Genomic DNA, 16,957 nt, shown 5'->3' on the forward strand with positions numbered 1-16,957 from the left:
TAATAATTTAAAAAATAAATTTTTGTTAAATTTTAAACAATTAATAGTTTTTGCTATACAATTTTATGATACGTATTAACATTTTATGGCATTTAGTATGGAAATTATGTCTTCTAACGGCTGTTCACAGGTTTTATTTTGGCATAAGTAGAATAAATCTTTTCCTTTTTCAAATCGAGCTTTTAAGAAAGGAAGTTCTGACGGTTTGTGAGTTCCTGCCAACACAACATTGGGGAGGTATTCTTTTTGTAGTAAAAGAATATTTTCCAAGGCGTTTTCTCCACAGACAGCTAGTTCCTTGTTGCTGTCTGAAAAGTTTAAGAAAGCATGCAGCCAATTTGAGAAAGCAGATGGATAGTCTATGTTTGGAAGAATATGGTTCAGCATTTTTTGAGCTACGGCTTCATAGTATGAATTTTCAAAATAAATGCCCAGTTTGTAAAGGTTATTAGCCATGGCAGAATTGGAGGCTACAATCACATTGTCTTCCAGTTCGTAATGTTTTGTAATCAGTGCAGTATCTATATCAGAAGTAAAGGTGAAAAAGCCACTGGCCGGTTCATAAAAATGGTCAAAGCAATAATCTGTCAGCTGCCTGGAATTTTGGAGCCATTTTCCATCAAGGGTAGTTTCATAGAGGCTGATAAAGGCTTCAATTACGAAGCAATAATCTTCAAGATAGCCATTAATGGTGTTTTTCTCATTTTTATGGTTGTGAAGCAGATTTCCTTCGGACGTCCAAAGATTCTCAATGATAAAATCAGCATTTTTCAGGGCAATGTTTAAATAGCTTTCGTTTCCTATCGCTTTATAGGCATCAACGAATCCTTTTAGCATTAATGCGTTCCATGAAGTAAGGCATTTGTCGTCCAATCGGGGTTTTTTTCTTTTTTTCCTTGAAGCGTAGAGCAATTTTTCCCAGTTTTCTTTTTTGTTTTGTAATTCAATAACCTCTAAATTGAAGCGTTGAGCGATTGTTTCCAATGACTCGGATTGAATCAAAACATAGTTGCCGTTTTCCCAATAGCCAAAATCATTTATATTGAAAACAATAGCAAACAGTTCAAAATCTTCTCCTACTATAGTTCTCAGTTCTTCTTTATTCCAGACATAGTAAGCACCTTCTTCCAAATGTCCTTGTGTGGTAAGGCTATCTGCATCCAATGCCGAATAAAAACCACCGTTTGGAGCAGTGAGCTCTTTTGAAATAAAGGATAATGTTTTTTCGATGGTTTTCTTATATAAAGGATTATGGGTAAGTCTGTAAGCTTCTGAATATAAAGAAACCAGCTGTCCGTTATCATAAAGCATTTTTTCAAAGTGCGGTACATGCCATTTCATATCGACAGAATAGCGTGAAAAACCACCGCCCACTGTGTCGAATAATCCTCCGTAAGCCATTCTTGTAAGTGTCAGGTTCACAAATTCAGATAATTCGGAATCTTTTTCCTGATAGGCATAACGCAACAGGAAAGAATAATTGCATGGCATCATGAATTTTGGAGCTCTACTGTATCCGCCAAATTCCCAATCAAAGCTTTTTTTCCATTTTTCAACAAGTGCTTTAAGATTATCAGCGTCAAAGTTGGCATTATTGTCGGGTTGCTGCACCAGGCTGATGGCATTGATTCCCTGATGCAATTTTTCTGCATAGTCCAGCATTTTTTCAGGGGCAGACAAATAAAGCTGCTGCAGTTGTTCGAGTGTGTCCATCCATTCTTCTTTTCTGAAATAGGTTCCTCCCCATACAGGTCTGCCATCAGGCAGACACACTACGTTCATGGGCCAGCCTCCGCGACCGGTCATAATCTGGACGGCTTTCATATAAACCGCATCAATATCCGGTCTTTCTTCTCTGTCGACTTTGATATTGATGAAACTTCTGTTCATTACCGCCGCCGCCGCCGTATCTTCAAAAGTTTCGTGTTCCATGACATGGCACCAATGGCAGGCCGAATAGCCTACGCTAACAATTATCAGTTTGTTGGTTTCTTTGGCCAGTTCTAAAGATTTTGGGTTCCAGGCTTTCCAATGTACGGGATTGTTGGCATGTTGCAGCAGGTAAGGGCTGGTTTCAAATTGCAGTTCATTCATGGTAAGATTCTAAATTATAAAAAAAGCGTTCCGATTTCGAAACGCTTAAATGTACAATGATTTGAGTGTTTATTCTAACTCGAAGGTAAGTTTTAAAGTTACCCTAAATTCTTTAACCGATCCGTTTTCCACGGTAGCACTTTGGTCCTGGACATAAACCGATTTTATGTTTTTTAAAGTTTTTGATGCTTTTGAAACGGCCTTCCTAGTCGCATCTTCCCAGCTTGTATCCGAGCTTGAAAGAATCTCGATTACTTTTAATACAGACATAATTTGCTAGTTTTAAATTGTTTATCCAATAAAGATAGCAAATAATTGTCATTTCTAGCCGTTTAACGCCTCTACTTTTATATCCTGATCGTTTAGCATGTCCTTCAACATGTTTTCAATGCCGCTTTTAAGCGTGAAGGTTGAGGACGGACATCCGCTGCAGGCACCTTGCAATACCACTTTTACACGCTTGTCATTTTCATCGTAAGAATCGAAAAGAATATTACCGCCGTCGGCAGCGACAGCCGGTTTTACATATTCTTCAAGAATGTTTATGATTTGCTGTGAGGTAGTATCCAGATTGTCAAAATTCTCAATCTTCTGTTTTTCCACTTTCGGGTTTAGAGCGGCAATGCTTTCATCGATAACAGTACCTCCGTTTTCAATAAATTCCTTGATGAAGCTTCTTAATTCATAAGTAATATCCTGCCATTCTTTTACGGCATATTTAGTTACTGAAATATAATTTTCATCAATGAAAACTTCCTTAATATAAGGAAACTTGAACAGTTCTAACGCTAAAGGAGAAGCAGCCGCCTCGTCAATGTTTTTGAATTCCATTGCGGTTTTGGTCATCATTCGGCTGCCAACAAATTTTTGTACAGAGGGGTTTGGTGTGCTTTCTGCATAAACGGTCAGGGGCTGTTTGGTTACTTTTTTCTCAGTAACGTTTAAGATTTGTCCGCCTTTGTTGACAAAATTTTCGATTTGCTCTGCTACGGCTTCTTTTACGTCATCCCATTCTACTATATTATAGCGTTGAATGGCGATGAAATTTCCGGAAATATATACAGCCTTTACAAAAGGAAGGTAAAATAATTGTTGGGCAAGGGGAGAGTCTTTTGCCTCATCTATATTTTTGAATTCAAAATTTTCATTTTGTGTAATAAAATCAGGCAATTCAAACTTTAGAATTGTCGGATTTTGGGTCTCTTTTATAGTAACATTTATCATGGGAATCTTATTTTGAGCAAATTTAACAAAGAAATTTTCGGCGAAATGTTATATTTGATTTTTTATAGAATAAATTAACAGTTCTTTCGTTTTTGTTTAACACCCAGACATTATTGAGACCAATAGTTTTTTTAAGAGCTTCTTGATTTTTTTCTTAAAGTTTTTATAAAAAGTGATTATAATATTAACGAATTAGTATACGAACCTAACACAAAAATTTATATATTTGACCGCTACGAAAAATTACTCAATCAAATCAGCACGCCTGTTTAATAAGGTAATCTAGGATTAGCAGTTTTTTTTGAATAATAATTAAGAGCGTTTTTCATTAATAAAGATAGACCCCATGAATTTTAAAAAGAGGTATTTAGCATTATTATTGTTATTGTCACAAATATCGTTTTCACAAGAAGGAATTGCCGTTTATTCAGATTATTTATCCGATAACTATTACTTGATTCACCCTTCTATGGCGGGTGCTGCAAATTGTGCTAAATTACGTTTAACAGCTCGTCAGCAATGGTTTGGCCAGGATGATGCTCCGGCTTTGCAGACTTTGAGTTTTAACGGAAGGCTAGGAGAACAATCGGGTGTGGGAATCATACTTTTTAATGATAAAAACGGTTACCACTCACAGGTAGGAGGAAAGATTACTTACGCACACCATATCATGTTTTCAAGAGGTGATTATGATTTGAACCAGTTGTCTTTTGGTATGAGTGCCGGATTAGTGCAGAGTAAATTGGATGAATCAGAATTTGAAGGATTCGATCCTATTGTTGTAGGAGGGGTTTACCAAAAAGATTCTTATTTCAATGTTGATTTCGGAGTTTCCTATAACTATTTGGATTTTTATGCGCACTTCACCGTTAAAAATGCGGTTGCAAATATCAGAAGAGAAATCTATACAGATTACGAATCGGATAACTTAAGAAAATATTTATTCAGTGCCGGATATGTTTTTGGAGATCCGGACAGACTTCAATGGGAACCATCTTTCCTGTTCCAATATGTTGATGAAACGAAAGAGAAATCAATCGATGTAAACTTAAAAGTATACAAAGATTTAGATTTTGGAAAGCTTTGGGGAGGTTTATCCTATAGAAGAAGCTTTGACGGAGCACAATATCTTGATGGTAACAGTGTTTCAGATCAAAAACTACAATACATTACCCCAATCGTGGGCTTAAATTATAAAAACTTTATGGTTGCTTACACCTATTCTCATTTAACAGGTGATGTGAAGTTTGATAACGGAGGTTTTCACCAAATCACTTTAGGTCTGAATTTATTCTGTAAGAGAGAGAAATGGGATTGTAACTGTCCTGCTGTTAATTAATTATTTTAAAGTTGATATTAATTCTGTCCCGATAATTGCGATGCTTTATCGGGACTCTTTTTTATATGCTATGCTGATAAAAACTGTAAATGGTAAAAGCCCTTCCATTCCTGAGGACTGTTATGTGGCTGAAAATGCAACAATTATTGGAGACGTGACTTTTGGAGCTTCCTGCAGTGTTTGGTTTAATGCTGTGGTGAGAGGCGATGTGCATTATATCAAAATTGGAAATAAAGTAAATATCCAGGACGGGGCAGTCATACATTGTACCTATCAAAAGCATCCGACGGAAATAGGTAATAATGTGTCAATTGGACATAATGCCATCGTGCATGGCTGCAAAGTGCATGACAACGTTTTGATTGGAATGGGCGCCATTGTAATGGATAATTGCATTATTGAAAGCAATTCTATTATTGCAGCCGGAGCAGTAGTAACACAAAATACAGTAGTTGAATCCGGAACCATCTATGCCGGAGTGCCTGCTAAGAAAGTAAAAGACATTAATAAGTCTGACTTCGCTGGTGAAATTGAGCGTATTTCCAATAATTACGTGATGTATTCAGGTTGGCTGAAGGACGAGTAGCCTTTTCAGGTTTAAAAGTCTTTCTGGATAACAGGATATTTGTTTTCCAAAATACTTTTCAAAACTTTTGGGTCTGAGTTGGTGTAAAACAATGTGCTGTGTTCTCCCACAGCCGTATTTAGCCCAATTTTTTCCTCAAGCACTTTATAGGTTTGGCGGGCTACCGCTTCACCCGAATCAATAATTTTGATATGTTGCGGCAGGATTTCCTTGATTTGAGGAATAAGGTAAGGATAGTGGCTGCAGCCTAAAACCAGATAATCAATGTTGGCTTCAATCATTGGCGTTAGATAGGTTTTTAATAGCGAAGTCATTTCGTCAGAATGCATTTCACCGTCTTCAATCAGCTTGACTAAATTATAGCCCACCTGTTCGATGATATTGGTGTCCTGGAACTGTTCTGCGGTTTTATTGAAAAGCTCGCTGTTAAGCGTTCCTTTGGTAGCTAGAATTCCTATGGTTTGTGTTCGGGAATTATTGGCAGCCGGTTTTATGGCCGGTTCTATTCCAATAAATGGAACGTCGTATTTGGCCCTTAATTCCTTAATTGCATTTGTAGTGGCCGTATTGCATGCTACTACAATAATCTTGGCATTCTGATTTAAAAGGTATTCGGTATTTTTAATGCTCAAAGCAATAATCTCATCTTTTGTTTTTTGGCCATAAGGCGCATTTTTACTATCGGCAAGATAGATAGTGTTTTCGTTGGGCATTAATTGGTGAATTTCCTTCCAGATGGATGTTCCACCTATTCCGGAGTCAAAAAGTCCTATTGGGTTTGAGTTTATCATAAAAACAAAAGTAAAAAAAAACTGCTCAATAAATTTGAGCAGTTTCTAAAATATTCGGGTTTTGGATTAGAACCCAAGTTCTTTTTTTACATCAGCTGTAATGTTTGGTCCGTCAGCAAGTAAAACCATAGCTGAATCCAAAACATACTGATATCCTTTAGCTTTTCCTACTTTTTGGATAGCAGCTTTGATTTTTTCCTGGATAGGCTTAAATAAATCCTGCTCTTTTTGTTGTAATTCTTTTTGAGCATTTTCGCCGTAATCTCTGATTCTTTTTTGCATGTCCTGAATTTCAACAGCTCTGTCCTGATTTACTTTTTCAGCAACTGTACTTGATTCCGCATCATATTTTTTTAGTTTGGCCTGATACTCGTCAACCATCGTTTTGTAATCAGCGTTATAAGTCTGGTTCAATTTTTCAAGTTGCTTTTGCCCTTCTATCATTGCAGGCATCTTAGCCATAATTTCACTAACGTCAACATGTGCTGTCTTTGCTTGAGCATTCATAGTCTGGCTTGCACCAATGAAAAGCGCTGCGGCGATTAGTAAAGTTTTCAGTTGTTTCATCATTTTCAAGTATTAAATATTAATTTAGTTTTAGTTCCCTTTATTGTTTTCTTCAGAATTTTTCTTTTCTTCTTTTTCTTTTTTAGCAGCTTCTCTTTCTTCTATTAATTTCTTTCTTTTTTCTTCGAGTGCTTTTTTACGTTCGTCTAATTTTCTCTGTCTTTCTTCGGCAGCTTCTTTTTTAGCCTGTTCCATTGCTGCTTTCCTTTCTTCAGCAGTTTGTCCGGCTTTTTCTTCTGTTTTGCCTTTGCCTTCTTCGGTTACATTTTCAGTAGAAGTGGTCTTTTTCTCTGCAGCTGGCTTTTCTTCTTTTTTAGTGTCTTCTGTTTTTGTTTTAGCCGCATTTCTTTTTTCTTCTCTTTCCGCTAACAGTTGCGCTCTTTTTTCTTCAAAAGCCTTTCTTTTTTCTTCGGCAGCAAGTTTTCTGTCTTCAATCATTTTTTCTCTGGCAGCTTTTTTGTCTTCCAGCACTTTCTGTCTTTCAGCCAATTCAGGATTAGCATCAATCATATCTTGCTTGCGCTCTTTTTCTGCTTCATCTTTCAGTTGTTTTTTGCTCAACTGTTCTCTTTTTTCTGCTCTCGTAAGTTGACGTACAACCTGGTCGCTGATATTGTGTCTTTGGGCACCAAATAACATGGTCAAATCAGAGGACTTGTCAAAAATAAAGTCATATTTTTTTGCTTCAGCAATATCCTGTACAATTGTAAAAACCTGATCCTGGATTGGTTTTACCAAAACAGCTTTCTGTGTAATCAAATCACCGGTTGAACCGAATCTTTTTTGCTGAAATTCTAATAATTCATTTTCAAGAAATGAGATTTCTTCTTCTCTTTCCTCAATAAGCTCTTTGGTCAATAAAACTCTTTCCGTTTTTAGATTTTCTTTAAGCTTGTTGATTTCATTTCTTTTTACTTCTGCTTCCTGCTTCCATTTCTGGGCTTTCAGTTCGAGTTGGTTTTTTGCCTCGGCATAGTCAGGAACTTTTTCCAGAATATATTCCATGTCGATGTATCCAATACGAATACCTCTTGTCTGCGCATTGATGGCAGTTGAAAATGTAGCTGCTAGCAATAGTATAAAAAAATGTTTTCTCATATTCTTAATGTTATATTAGAAAATATCGTGCCAAATTTAAGTTTTTAAAACTGTTGTCCAATAATGAAATGGGTTTCCCATCCATTTTTCTGCGTACTGCCAGGAACCGGATCGAATCCGTGACCAAAGTCAATACCCAATAATCCGAATGCCGGCATGAATACTCTTAAACCAAATCCTGCTGAACGTTGTAATACAAACGGATTATAATCTCTAAAATTGTCGTAAGCTGCTCCGGCTTCAAGGAAAGTTAAGGCATAAATCGATGCTGCTCCTTTCAATGTAATCGGATATCTCAATTCTAACGAGAACTTATTATAAATTGTTGCTCCGTTTTGGTTTCCTTTGTTGTCCAGTGGTGTCAGGGACTGGTTAGGATAACCTCTCAACTGTATCACCTCACGGCCGTCTAACGAATAGTTCGCCAAACCATCTCCACCAAGGAAGAATCTTTCAAATGGAACCAAACCTCTGTCGTTATTATAAGCGCCTAAGAAACCAAATTCACCCAATGAACGAAGTACGAATTTACCATAAATTTTTGTATACCAATCTGCTTTGAATTTAATTTTGTAATATTCCAGCCAATTAAATTTCTTTTGGTCGATTTTTGATTGGTCAGCAACAACATTTCCTTGGCTGTCGGTAGTTTGATAATTAGGGTCATTTTTTAAGTTCGCATAGTCAACCCCATTGAAAAGAGAGTACGGCAAAGTGAATTTTGCACTAATACTAAACTCCGATCCAAAAGTAGGGAAGATTGGGTCTATACCTCGGCTGTCTCTTCTTAATCCTATAGTGTAAGCCAGGTTTCGTGAGTTACCATTTCCGAATGTAAATAATCCGGTGTTATAATTGTTCAGGTCATAATACTGGAAACTGATTCCTTGCGAAAGGATGAAGTAATCATCAGGAACATTAAGCTTCTTGGCAATACCCAACGATATCGATGTGATGTTAAAACTCTTGTCTCTGTCAACATCACTGGTTCTTCCTGTGTATAAGAACTGCTTACTGTGCGAAATAGATCCGGAGAACTGTACCGGTTTTTTCCCTCCAAGCCATGGTTCAGTAAAGGAAAGGCTGTAGGTTTGGAAGTAAGAACTCCCCTGAAGCCTCAATGCCAATTTCTGTCCGTCACCCATTGGAAGTGGAGTATAGGCGTCTTTTTTGAAAATATTTCGTATGGAGAAGTTATTGAAAGAAAGACCCAGGGTTCCGATGAAGCCACCGCCGCCATAACCTCCCTGAAGTTCGATTTGGCTGGAACCTTTTTCAACAACATTATATTCAATATCAACTGTACCTGCCGCCGGGTCAACGTTTTTGAATTTTGGCTCCAATGCCTGAGGATCGAAAAACCCTAACTGCCCAAGTTCACGAAGCGTTCTCATCAAAAGCTCCTTGCTGTATTTTTGTCCCGGAAGTGTTCTTAATTCACGATAGATTACCTTGTCGTTGGTTTTGTCGTTTCCAACTACAGTAATTTTATTGAAATATGCCATCGGTCCTTCCATGATTCGGATTTCGAAATCAATGGTGTCATTGGCTGTTTTTACTTCTACCGCATTTACGGTTGAAAATAAATAACCACTGTTTTGGTACAGGTTTTTGATGTCGTTAGCGTCAGGTTTTGTCTTGTCTTCAATTCTTTTTTGAAGCAATACACCATTGTAAACATCTCCTTTTTTGATCCCCAGCATTTTTGTCAAACCTTGATCAGAGTATACAGAGTTTCCTAAGAATTTGATGTTTCCGAAATAGTATTTGTTACCTTCTTCAACTTTTAATTTTATGTCAACCGTATTTTTATCTTTGTTATAAGATATGGAATCAGATACGACACGGGCATCGCGGTATCCTTTTTCTTTATAAACGGATACGATGTTCTCTAAATCCTCATTGTATTTTTCCTTAATATATTTAGATCCTTTCCAAAAACGCAATGGAAATCTTGTTTTGGTGTTTTTCATCGCCTTTCTGATTCTTCCGTCAGAAAGTTTGTCATTACCGTCAACAACTATAGAGCTTACTTTTACTTTTTTGCCTTTGTCAATGTTTATTAGCATTTTAACCTCATTGCCGGATGTAGTGTCCGGATAGGTATTGATGACGACTTTGGTGTTATAGAAACCGTCTTTTTTGTATTTGTTTTCGATGTAGTTTTTGGTAGTAGTGATAAGGTTTTCATTGACAATTTTACCTTTTGTGAGTGAATTGTCTTTGATAAGTCCGTCTACCTTGGATTTTTTGACACCATTGATTTTTACTTCGCTAAGTTTTGGTAACTCGCTGATGTGCATGTCAATAAAGATACTGTCGCCGTCAATTCTATTGATATAGGTGTCTATTTCGTTGAATAATCCAAGTTTCCATAATTTTTTAATGGCACTACTGATTTCTTCTCCGGGAACTGTGATTCTTTGGCCTTTTTCAAGACCGGCAAATGTAACAACTGTTTGTTCGTTATAGCTGATTTTTCCGATGACGCTTACACCGGCTAGAATATATTCTCTTCCTTGATCAAATGGGACTCTCTCTTGGGCTTTTGCTTGGAAAATATTTCCTAAAACTAATACGGTTAAGAATAGTTTAATGCTTTTATTTAACATTAAAAATTTATTTAATTTGTTCACTTGTTTTTCCAAATCTACGTTCTCTTTTTTGATAGCTAATTATAGCTTCATACAAATCTTTTTCCCTAAAGTCAGGCCACAATACGTCTGTAAAGTACAATTCTGCATAAGCTATCTGCCAAAGTAAGAAATTGCTGATTCTATGTTCGCCACTGGTTCTTATTAATAAATCAACGTCTGGTAAATTTTGCGTGTAAAGATGCTGATTAATAATTGATTCGTCAATAGCGTCTATTGAAATTATATTATTTTTAACTATACTGCTTATGCTCTTTACCGCTGAGACGATTTCCTCACGGGAACCGTAGCTTAGCGCAAGAGTCAGCGTCATTCTGGTGTTGTCTTTTGTTTTGGAAATGACCTGCGATAATTCTTTTTGAGCAGAAGCCGGCAATTTTTCAAAATTACCTATAGTGTTGAGTTTTATATTGTTTTCGGTAAGCGTTTTAAGCTCATTTTTTAATGAGTTTATAAGAAGTTTCATTAAAGTGTCAACTTCCAGTTTTGGACGGTTCCAGTTTTCGGTAGAAAAAGCATAGAGCGTCAGGTTTTCAATGCCTAACTTAGCGCAGGTCTCTACTGTAGTCCTTACAGCCTTGGTTCCGTTTTCATGGCCAAAGGCTCTGAGCATACCTTTTTGTTTAGCCCAACGGCCATTGCCATCCATAATGATGGCCAGATGCTTTGGGAGGTTGTCTTTGTTTATAGTGTTAAGTAAGTCCATTCGTTATTCTGCACAGTAGCAAGGTTTGTTTCCAAAGGTATATGTTAGTGTAAAGCCTGTGAAAACATACCAGTCGTTGCTGTTTAAATTTCCAAATCGCAATGTTTTAAAACTGTCATTTTTTGGATTGCTGCCGTCCAGATTATCCGTAAAGGTATATCTGGCTCCGACTTCAAATCCTAAGATCAGTTTTTCTGCAATCCTGGTTTTTATGCCGACTGTCATAGGGATAGCAAAGGTGTTTTTATCCTCATCTTCCTCATATTGGTTATTTACGTGATATAGTTCTGTATATCTGAAATAACTGATACCGGAATATACGTATGGTGTCAGCAAAAAGCCTGATTCATGCAAATTAAAATCAAAAAAATTGAATTCAAGCCCTAAAGATAATTCTTTTACGCTATTTTCAAAGTTTAATCCTCTTTGTTTTCTGGCAGGCATGTCGGAATCGTGATCGTTGGAAGTAACTTTTCCCTGCATATAGGAAATTCTCCATGAATGTCTCGGGCTTTTATTCCATTTATAAAGTAGTCCGAAGGCAAATTCATTGGGTTTGACATAGTTTGTCGGACCCACATCTCCTATGTAGTTATTCCCGCCGGCAAAAATTCCAATTTCATGGATTTGGGCATTGGAGGCAGCATAACTAAAAATGCAGAACAAAGTGATTATTATCCGATTCATTTAGTAAAAAATAAGGGTGCAAATATAATAATTATGAGCACTTATCAACTGTCTAATAATTAAATATCCTTAATTTTAGACAAATGACAGGCTTTTCGATTTAAAGTAAACGAAACTTATGTGCCGATAGTATAAGAAGAAAGGGAATTTTAGTTTCTCTTGTCCTCACCCCAAAGCAATTTTGTACGCAATGTTTTTAAGAAACTTTTTTCAGGAAGTTCGACCATATTGATTTGGAAAGGTGTTTTTTTGATGGTCAGGATGGTGTTATTACTCATAGAGGCAACTCTGGAATCCAGTGAAACCAGATAATGTTCTTCCCTGCCTGAAACTTTTAGCTTGATTTCAACATTGTCAGGAATCACAAAAGGTCTTGCATTCAAATTATGGGGAGCAATAGGGGTAATTACAAAGCTTTCAACCGCAGGCATCAGTATTGGTCCGCCGCAGCTTAAGGAATATCCGGTTGATCCTGTTGGTGTTGAAATAATTAAACCGTCGGCCCAATAGGCATTCAGGTATTCTCCATTCAGGTAGGTTTCGACAGTAATCATCGAAGTGGTGTCTTTTCTGTTGATGGAAATCTCATTCATGGCAAAGTTCAGCCTCTCAATTTCCGGGATACTCTCTGTGCTTTCAAGGCTGAGTAGGGTTCTTGGCGAAAGGGAATAGTTTTTATCAATGATATACTGCATCAGTTCATCAATATTTTCTTTTTGCACCGTTGCTAAAAAGCCAAGTCTTCCTGCATTAATTCCCAATATCGGAATTCCGGAATCTCTTACGAGTGTGGCAGCGCGCAAAATCGTTCCGTCTCCGCCAATACTTACCAGAATGTCGATATTTCTGTCGAGATCGTTGTAGTCATGAAAAGTATTGTATTCCTTCTTGATAATTTCTTTTTGGTGTAAGATTGCCAGAAAATCGTCCTGGATGACCAGATCTACATTGTTCTTGTTGAAGAAAACAAAGATATCCCGTATGATTGGTTCCGTGCTATTTTGGTAATATTGACCGTAAATGGCTACTTTCATTTCTGATAAATCTGAATTTGGTTTATATGTTCAAATATTTGTCCAGGTAATCTGAGCGTTCCTTTAAGGCATTCAGGTAATTGTCTTCCTGGTGCTCGGAGATAATTTCATAATTGTAGCGTCTGAAGGTCTGAATAATGTCATTCAGGGAGCCTAAAGCGATTTTTACGGTAATCTGTATTTTGCCGGCTTCCGCACTTGAGACAAACATGCCGAGTAATTTTCCGTTATTGCTTTCTACAATCTGCGAAATCTGGCTCATGGAATAATCGTTGATGTTTTTTTCAACTATTATAATTCCTCCCATTTCTTTAAGGAAAGGAGTTTCGTGGAAAAATTTGATAATATCTGTAATGTCGTAGTAGCCAATATAGTTGTTTTTCTCATCCAAAACCGGGACTATACTTGTATGGTTTCGGGCAAAAATTTCTAACAAATCCAGCCAGATCATATTTTTTCTGGCATAAAAACCTTCTAGGGTATAGCGGTAGTCCAGTATCTTTTTTTCAGCGTCGAAAGTTTCTACATCATCTCCTGAAATACTGCCAATGTATATGCCATTTTCCAAAACCGGAAAATGGGAAAAAGACAGGTCTGCAAAAAAATCCTGAACGGACTCAATGGTATCGTCTACTGTTATCGCCTTAATATCATTATTAATGTAGTCTGTAATTTCAGTCATAGCCCAAAGTCAATAATCGTTGCAAAATAATCAAAAAATAGCACAAAACACCGTGTTTAACTTTGTATTTTTGTATTTAGTAATTTTTCACAAAAAGCATTCCAATGACAAAATTAAGCGTAAACATAAATAAAATAGCTACTTTAAGAAACGCCCGGGGAGGCAATGTTCCTGATTTATTGCAGGTTGCTAAAGACATACAGCGTTTTGGCGGGCAAGGAATCACGATTCATCCAAGACCGGATGAGCGCCATATTCGTTATCAGGATGCACGCGACCTGAAACCGATAGTTTATACGGAATACAATATTGAAGGGAACCCGGAACAGAAGTTTATTGACCTGGTGCTTGAAGTGAAGCCTACGCAGGTAACTCTGGTGCCGGATGCTGTTGATGCCATTACTTCTAATGCAGGTTGGGATACGGTTATACATCAGGATTACCTGAAAGAGATTATACAGGAATTTCAACGTAACGGTATCAGGACTTCTATTTTTGTGGATCCGGTGCTTGAAATGATTGAAGGTGCCAAAAAAACAGGAACTGAAAGAATCGAACTGTATACGGAAGCTTTTGCCCATCAATATGGTCTGGGAAATAAAGAAGGTATATTGCCTTATGTTGAGGCTGCAAAATTGGCAAACGAATTGGATTTGGGAATCAATGCAGGTCATGACCTTAGTTTGGATAACATACAGTTTTTTAGGCAAAATATCCCTAATCTTCTTGAGGTTTCTATAGGACATGCTCTGATTTCAGAATCTATTTACTTAGGGCTTGAGAATGTTGTGAATATGTATCTTCAAAAATTGAAATAACCCTAAATAAAAACAGAATTATGTTATATTCAAGAATAGAAGGTGAAGGAAGGCCATTGCTTATTCTTCACGGTTTTTTAGGGATGTCAGACAATTGGAAGACCTTTGCAGGGCAGATAGCTACCGAAGGATTTCAACTGCATATTTTGGACCTCCGCAATCATGGAAGAAGTTTCCATTCGGACGTTTTTACTTATGAAGCAATGGTTCAGGATGTGCTTGAATATTGCGAAGGACACGGTTTGGATAAGGTTTCAATTTTGGGGCATTCAATGGGAGGCAAGGTGGCGATGTTTTTTGCAACTACCTATCCGGAAAAAGTGGAGAAATTAATTGTGGCTGATATTGGTCCGAAATATTACAGGCCACATCACCAGGATATATTGGCGGGATTAAATGCGGTAGATTTATCACAAAAGCCGGATCGCGCTCAGGTTGAAGAAATCCTGAAAGGATATGTTTCGGATTTTGGTACACGTCAATTTTTAATGAAAAGCCTTTATTGGATTGAGCCGGGACAACTTGCTTTCCGTTTTAATCTGCCTGTTTTCAATGAGTACATTGATAATATAGGGAAAGCGCTTCCGGATAATGCGGTATTCGAAAAACCGACACTGTTTCTAAGAGGAGGAAATTCCAATTACATCAAAGATGAGGATTTTGAAATGATAAGGCACCATTTTCCAAATTCTGAAATCAAGACCATACCTAATGCCGGACATTGGCTGCATGCAGAAAATCCCAAAGATTTTTATAGCGAATCGATTCAGTATCTTTTACAATAAAAAAATCCCTTTCTGATATCAGAAAGGGATTTTTGTAAGGATGAAAAATTATTGTTTTGCGAATTTGATAGTTTCTAGAGCTCCGCTATCGTTAGTCGCTGTCAAAATATACATTCCTGTTCCAAGACCTGAAACATTTAGGTTTACTTGGTCTTGTGCAGAGAATTTCTGATTTAAAACCTGCTTTCCTAACAGATCGTAGATAGCAACTTCATTGATAGAAGTTCCGCTCAGGTTTAATTGGTCATTTGCCGGATTTGGATAAGCTTTGAAAGTCTTGCCGGAAGCGAAATCTTCCATTCCTAAAGTTGAACCGGTGTATTTATAAATTCCTCCGGTTGATACTCCGCCTGTTACAGTTGTGAATCCACTTGCCCAACCTGTAGTTCCGTTTAAGAATGCAATAGAGATTCTTTGAACCCCTGTGTCAATTTGTGTCCAGGTTGTTCCGTTGTTGTTGCTATATCCTGTAAAGAAATTATCGTTTTCATCTTTACCATTACCAACAAGAATATTGGTCCCTTTAATATAAGCCAGATTAGTGTAAGGAGCTGTATAGCTTGCGCCAGAATCCCAGGACGTTCCTCCGTTAGAAGTTTTGTAAAGAGTATAGGTGTTGATGGCAGAAGAACCGCTTCCCGTGGTGCTTCTTGCTAATAAGATTCCATTATTGTTATCACTGAAGAAAATCTGACCTCCAACTGCTGTTGCTGAAAAGTCTGAGATTGGAGTGTTCAATTTTGTCCAGGTTGCGCCCATGTCAGTAGTTCTGTATAGTTTTCCCTTATTGGTGACAAACCAAAAAGAATTGCCTGCTGCCACATTTCCTCCGTTGTAGCCATATTCGTCGCTTGCCGGGTCTGGTAGCGAAGCAGCCGGAACAGCTGTCCATGTGGTGCCTCCATTTGAAGTTGTGTAAACCTCGAACTCCCCTGCTACAGGATCGCCTTGTGTAACGCCATTGTTAGCATCGAAAAAGTGAACTACATTGAAGAAAGATGCTCCGGGTGTGGAGTAAGCGGTCGTGTTTTGCTTGGTCCAGGTAGCACCACCGTCAGTTGTTTTCCAAACGCCGCCAAGTCCATTGGTTGGGTGAACAGCGCCTGCCCATGCGGTTGTAGCGCTGATAGGCATAAGATTGGTTATTTCCAGCAAGCTGCTTCCTACGTTAATTGTTCCCGGAGTCCATATTGCACCCCCATTTGTTGTTTTTGTGAAAGCTTGCACATTGGCATTAGAAGCGCTTCCGTCATAGGCTTTTGCCCAAACGGTATTGGCATCAACAATATGAATTTCGTCTAATCCACGACTGTTTGCAGTAAATCCTGTGTTTTGGACGGCCCATTGTGAGTGCATTGTCCAACTAGCAGCTAATAGTGCCGTTAAAAGTAGTTTTTGTCTCATTGTTAAATTTTTTAATTGGTAATCAAAGATATAAATTTTGAATTCAAGAGATGATAAAATTAACATATTGTAAAAAATCATTATATTTGATTAAACATAAATCGATATATTATGAATTTAATTATCAGAATTCTTATCACGGCTGTTTTAGTAATGATAATAGCACATTTTATGCCCGGAGTTGCCCTGAAAGGAGCTCATGGAATCTCATCAGAAAATTTTGTGACTGCAATAATTGTTGCGGTGGTTTTAGGGCTCCTTAATTTATTTGTAAAGCCTCTTTTGGTTTTGCTTACGCTTCCGGTAACCGTCATTACTTTCGGATTATTCCTTCTTGTAATTAATGCGCTGATAATTATGCTTTGTGCCAATCTGGTTGACGGCTTCGCGGTTTCGAGCTTTTGGACGGCACTTTTGTTTAGTTTAATCCTGTCTATTTTGCAGTCTGTGGTGTTCTCGCTCACAGGAGGAGATAACTAATATAGTCT

At 37.5% G+C, this 16,957-nt stretch carries 17 protein-coding genes; 5 read left to right on the forward strand and 12 right to left on the reverse strand.

The features are described from left to right. Positions 1-75 precede the first annotated feature (75 nt). From B0G92_RS04895 to B0G92_RS04905, 3 genes are all read right to left on the reverse strand, one after another. Positions 76-2,094, reverse strand: a complete 2,019-nt coding sequence (locus tag B0G92_RS04895; RefSeq protein ID WP_101471279.1) for a thioredoxin domain-containing protein — start codon at positions 2,092-2,094, stop codon at positions 76-78. Positions 2,095-2,163: 69 nt separating this feature from the next. Then, entirely contained in the window at positions 2,164-2,364 is a 201-nt protein-coding gene (locus B0G92_RS04900; protein WP_056068130.1) for a dodecin family protein, read from the reverse strand. 54 nt (positions 2,365-2,418) lie between these two features. Next, positions 2,419-3,318 carry a NifU family protein gene (locus tag B0G92_RS04905; RefSeq protein ID WP_101471280.1) on the reverse strand — a complete coding sequence of 300 codons (900 nt, stop codon included), beginning with the start codon at positions 3,316-3,318 and terminating at the stop codon, positions 2,419-2,421. Positions 3,319-3,664: 346 nt separating this feature from the next. On the opposite strand from B0G92_RS04905, the gene B0G92_RS04910 reads away from it, so the two are divergent. Both B0G92_RS04910 and B0G92_RS04915 read left to right on the forward strand, forming a co-directional pair. Beyond that, positions 3,665-4,657, forward strand: coding sequence for a PorP/SprF family type IX secretion system membrane protein (locus B0G92_RS04910; protein WP_101471281.1), 993 nt, complete (start codon positions 3,665-3,667; stop codon positions 4,655-4,657). A 70-nt stretch (positions 4,658-4,727) separates the two neighbouring features. Beyond that, a complete protein-coding gene (locus B0G92_RS04915; protein ID WP_056068137.1) occupies positions 4,728-5,243 on the forward strand; it encodes a gamma carbonic anhydrase family protein in 516 nt (171 codons plus the stop codon). Between the two features lie 11 nt (positions 5,244-5,254). Here B0G92_RS04915 and murI read toward each other — a convergent pair whose 3' ends face one another. The 8 genes from murI to B0G92_RS04955 all read right to left on the reverse strand — a co-directional run bounded on the left by murI (position 5,255) and on the right by B0G92_RS04955 (position 13,462). Next, positions 5,255-6,034 (reverse strand): glutamate racemase, encoded by a 780-nt coding sequence (gene murI, locus B0G92_RS04920; protein ID WP_101471282.1) that lies wholly within the window; start codon positions 6,032-6,034, stop codon positions 5,255-5,257. A 66-nt stretch (positions 6,035-6,100) separates the two neighbouring features. Further along, on the reverse strand, positions 6,101-6,601 hold the full coding sequence (locus tag B0G92_RS04925; protein WP_101471283.1) for an OmpH/Skp family outer membrane protein: 501 nt from the start codon (positions 6,599-6,601) through the stop codon (positions 6,101-6,103). Positions 6,602-6,631: 30 nt separating this feature from the next. Continuing rightward, entirely contained in the window at positions 6,632-7,699 is a 1,068-nt protein-coding gene (locus tag B0G92_RS04930) for an OmpH/Skp family outer membrane protein (protein WP_101471284.1), read from the reverse strand. Between the two features lie 44 nt (positions 7,700-7,743). Next, entirely contained in the window at positions 7,744-10,311 is a 2,568-nt protein-coding gene (bamA, locus tag B0G92_RS04935; protein ID WP_101471285.1) for an outer membrane protein assembly factor BamA, read from the reverse strand. 7 nt (positions 10,312-10,318) lie between these two features. Continuing rightward, positions 10,319-11,059, reverse strand: coding sequence for an undecaprenyl pyrophosphate synthase (locus tag B0G92_RS04940; RefSeq protein WP_101471286.1), 741 nt, complete (start codon positions 11,057-11,059; stop codon positions 10,319-10,321). Between the two features lie 3 nt (positions 11,060-11,062). Continuing rightward, positions 11,063-11,746 carry a type IX secretion system protein PorG gene (gene porG, locus B0G92_RS04945; protein ID WP_056068157.1) on the reverse strand — a complete coding sequence of 228 codons (684 nt, stop codon included), beginning with the start codon at positions 11,744-11,746 and terminating at the stop codon, positions 11,063-11,065. Positions 11,747-11,895: 149 nt separating this feature from the next. Next, positions 11,896-12,780: an NAD kinase gene (locus B0G92_RS04950; protein WP_101471287.1), complete on the reverse strand. Its 885-nt coding sequence runs from the start codon at positions 12,778-12,780 to the stop codon at positions 11,896-11,898. A gap of 22 nt (positions 12,781-12,802) precedes the next feature. Continuing rightward, positions 12,803-13,462, reverse strand: coding sequence for a CBS domain-containing protein (locus B0G92_RS04955; RefSeq protein WP_101471288.1), 660 nt, complete (start codon positions 13,460-13,462; stop codon positions 12,803-12,805). 104 nt (positions 13,463-13,566) lie between these two features. On the opposite strand from B0G92_RS04955, the gene B0G92_RS04960 reads away from it, so the two are divergent. Both B0G92_RS04960 and B0G92_RS04965 read left to right on the forward strand, forming a co-directional pair. Next, positions 13,567-14,280, forward strand: a complete 714-nt coding sequence (locus B0G92_RS04960) for a pyridoxine 5'-phosphate synthase (RefSeq protein ID WP_101471289.1) — start codon at positions 13,567-13,569, stop codon at positions 14,278-14,280. 20 nt (positions 14,281-14,300) lie between these two features. Continuing rightward, complete coding sequence (locus B0G92_RS04965) at positions 14,301-15,065, forward strand: alpha/beta fold hydrolase (protein WP_101471290.1); 765 nt, start codon at positions 14,301-14,303, stop codon at positions 15,063-15,065. 48 nt (positions 15,066-15,113) lie between these two features. Here the strand turns inward: B0G92_RS04965 and B0G92_RS04970 are convergent, their stop codons facing one another. Continuing rightward, positions 15,114-16,469: a T9SS type A sorting domain-containing protein gene (locus B0G92_RS04970; protein WP_180326399.1), complete on the reverse strand. Its 1,356-nt coding sequence runs from the start codon at positions 16,467-16,469 to the stop codon at positions 15,114-15,116. 111 nt (positions 16,470-16,580) lie between these two features. Here B0G92_RS04970 and B0G92_RS04975 point away from each other — a divergent pair, with 111 nt between their 5' ends. Continuing rightward, a complete protein-coding gene (locus B0G92_RS04975) occupies positions 16,581-16,949 on the forward strand; it encodes a phage holin family protein (protein WP_101471292.1) in 369 nt (122 codons plus the stop codon). Positions 16,950-16,957: the final 8 nt, after the last annotated feature.

The organism is Flavobacterium lindanitolerans (genome assembly GCF_002846575.1).
Lineage (GTDB): Bacteria > Bacteroidota > Bacteroidia > Flavobacteriales > Flavobacteriaceae > Flavobacterium > Flavobacterium lindanitolerans.

Coding starts and splice junctions, on each gene's coding strand:
- B0G92_RS04965 (WP_101471290.1), top strand. CDS start 14,301: ATGTTATATTCAAGAATAGAAGGTGAAGGAAGGCCATTGCTTATTCTT.
- B0G92_RS04975 (WP_101471292.1), top strand. CDS start 16,581: ATGAATTTAATTATCAGAATTCTTATCACGGCTGTTTTAGTAATGATA.
- B0G92_RS04950 (WP_101471287.1), bottom strand. CDS start 12,780: ATGAAAGTAGCCATTTACGGTCAATATTACCAAAATAGCACGGAACCA.
- B0G92_RS04905 (WP_101471280.1), bottom strand. CDS start 3,318: ATGATAAATGTTACTATAAAAGAGACCCAAAATCCGACAATTCTAAAG.
- B0G92_RS04895 (WP_101471279.1), bottom strand. CDS start 2,094: ATGAATGAACTGCAATTTGAAACCAGCCCTTACCTGCTGCAACATGCC.
- B0G92_RS04910 (WP_101471281.1), top strand. CDS start 3,665: ATGAATTTTAAAAAGAGGTATTTAGCATTATTATTGTTATTGTCACAA.
- B0G92_RS04915 (WP_056068137.1), top strand. CDS start 4,728: ATGCTGATAAAAACTGTAAATGGTAAAAGCCCTTCCATTCCTGAGGAC.
- B0G92_RS04930 (WP_101471284.1), bottom strand. CDS start 7,699: ATGAGAAAACATTTTTTTATACTATTGCTAGCAGCTACATTTTCAACT.
- murI (WP_101471282.1), bottom strand. CDS start 6,034: ATGATAAACTCAAACCCAATAGGACTTTTTGACTCCGGAATAGGTGGA.
- B0G92_RS04960 (WP_101471289.1), top strand. CDS start 13,567: ATGACAAAATTAAGCGTAAACATAAATAAAATAGCTACTTTAAGAAAC.
- bamA (WP_101471285.1), bottom strand. CDS start 10,311: ATGTTAAATAAAAGCATTAAACTATTCTTAACCGTATTAGTTTTAGGA.
- B0G92_RS04970 (WP_180326399.1), bottom strand. CDS start 16,469: ATGAGACAAAAACTACTTTTAACGGCACTATTAGCTGCTAGTTGGACA.
- porG (WP_056068157.1), bottom strand. CDS start 11,746: ATGAATCGGATAATAATCACTTTGTTCTGCATTTTTAGTTATGCTGCC.
- B0G92_RS04940 (WP_101471286.1), bottom strand. CDS start 11,059: ATGGACTTACTTAACACTATAAACAAAGACAACCTCCCAAAGCATCTG.
- B0G92_RS04925 (WP_101471283.1), bottom strand. CDS start 6,601: ATGAAACAACTGAAAACTTTACTAATCGCCGCAGCGCTTTTCATTGGT.
- B0G92_RS04955 (WP_101471288.1), bottom strand. CDS start 13,462: ATGACTGAAATTACAGACTACATTAATAATGATATTAAGGCGATAACA.
- B0G92_RS04900 (WP_056068130.1), bottom strand. CDS start 2,364: ATGTCTGTATTAAAAGTAATCGAGATTCTTTCAAGCTCGGATACAAGC.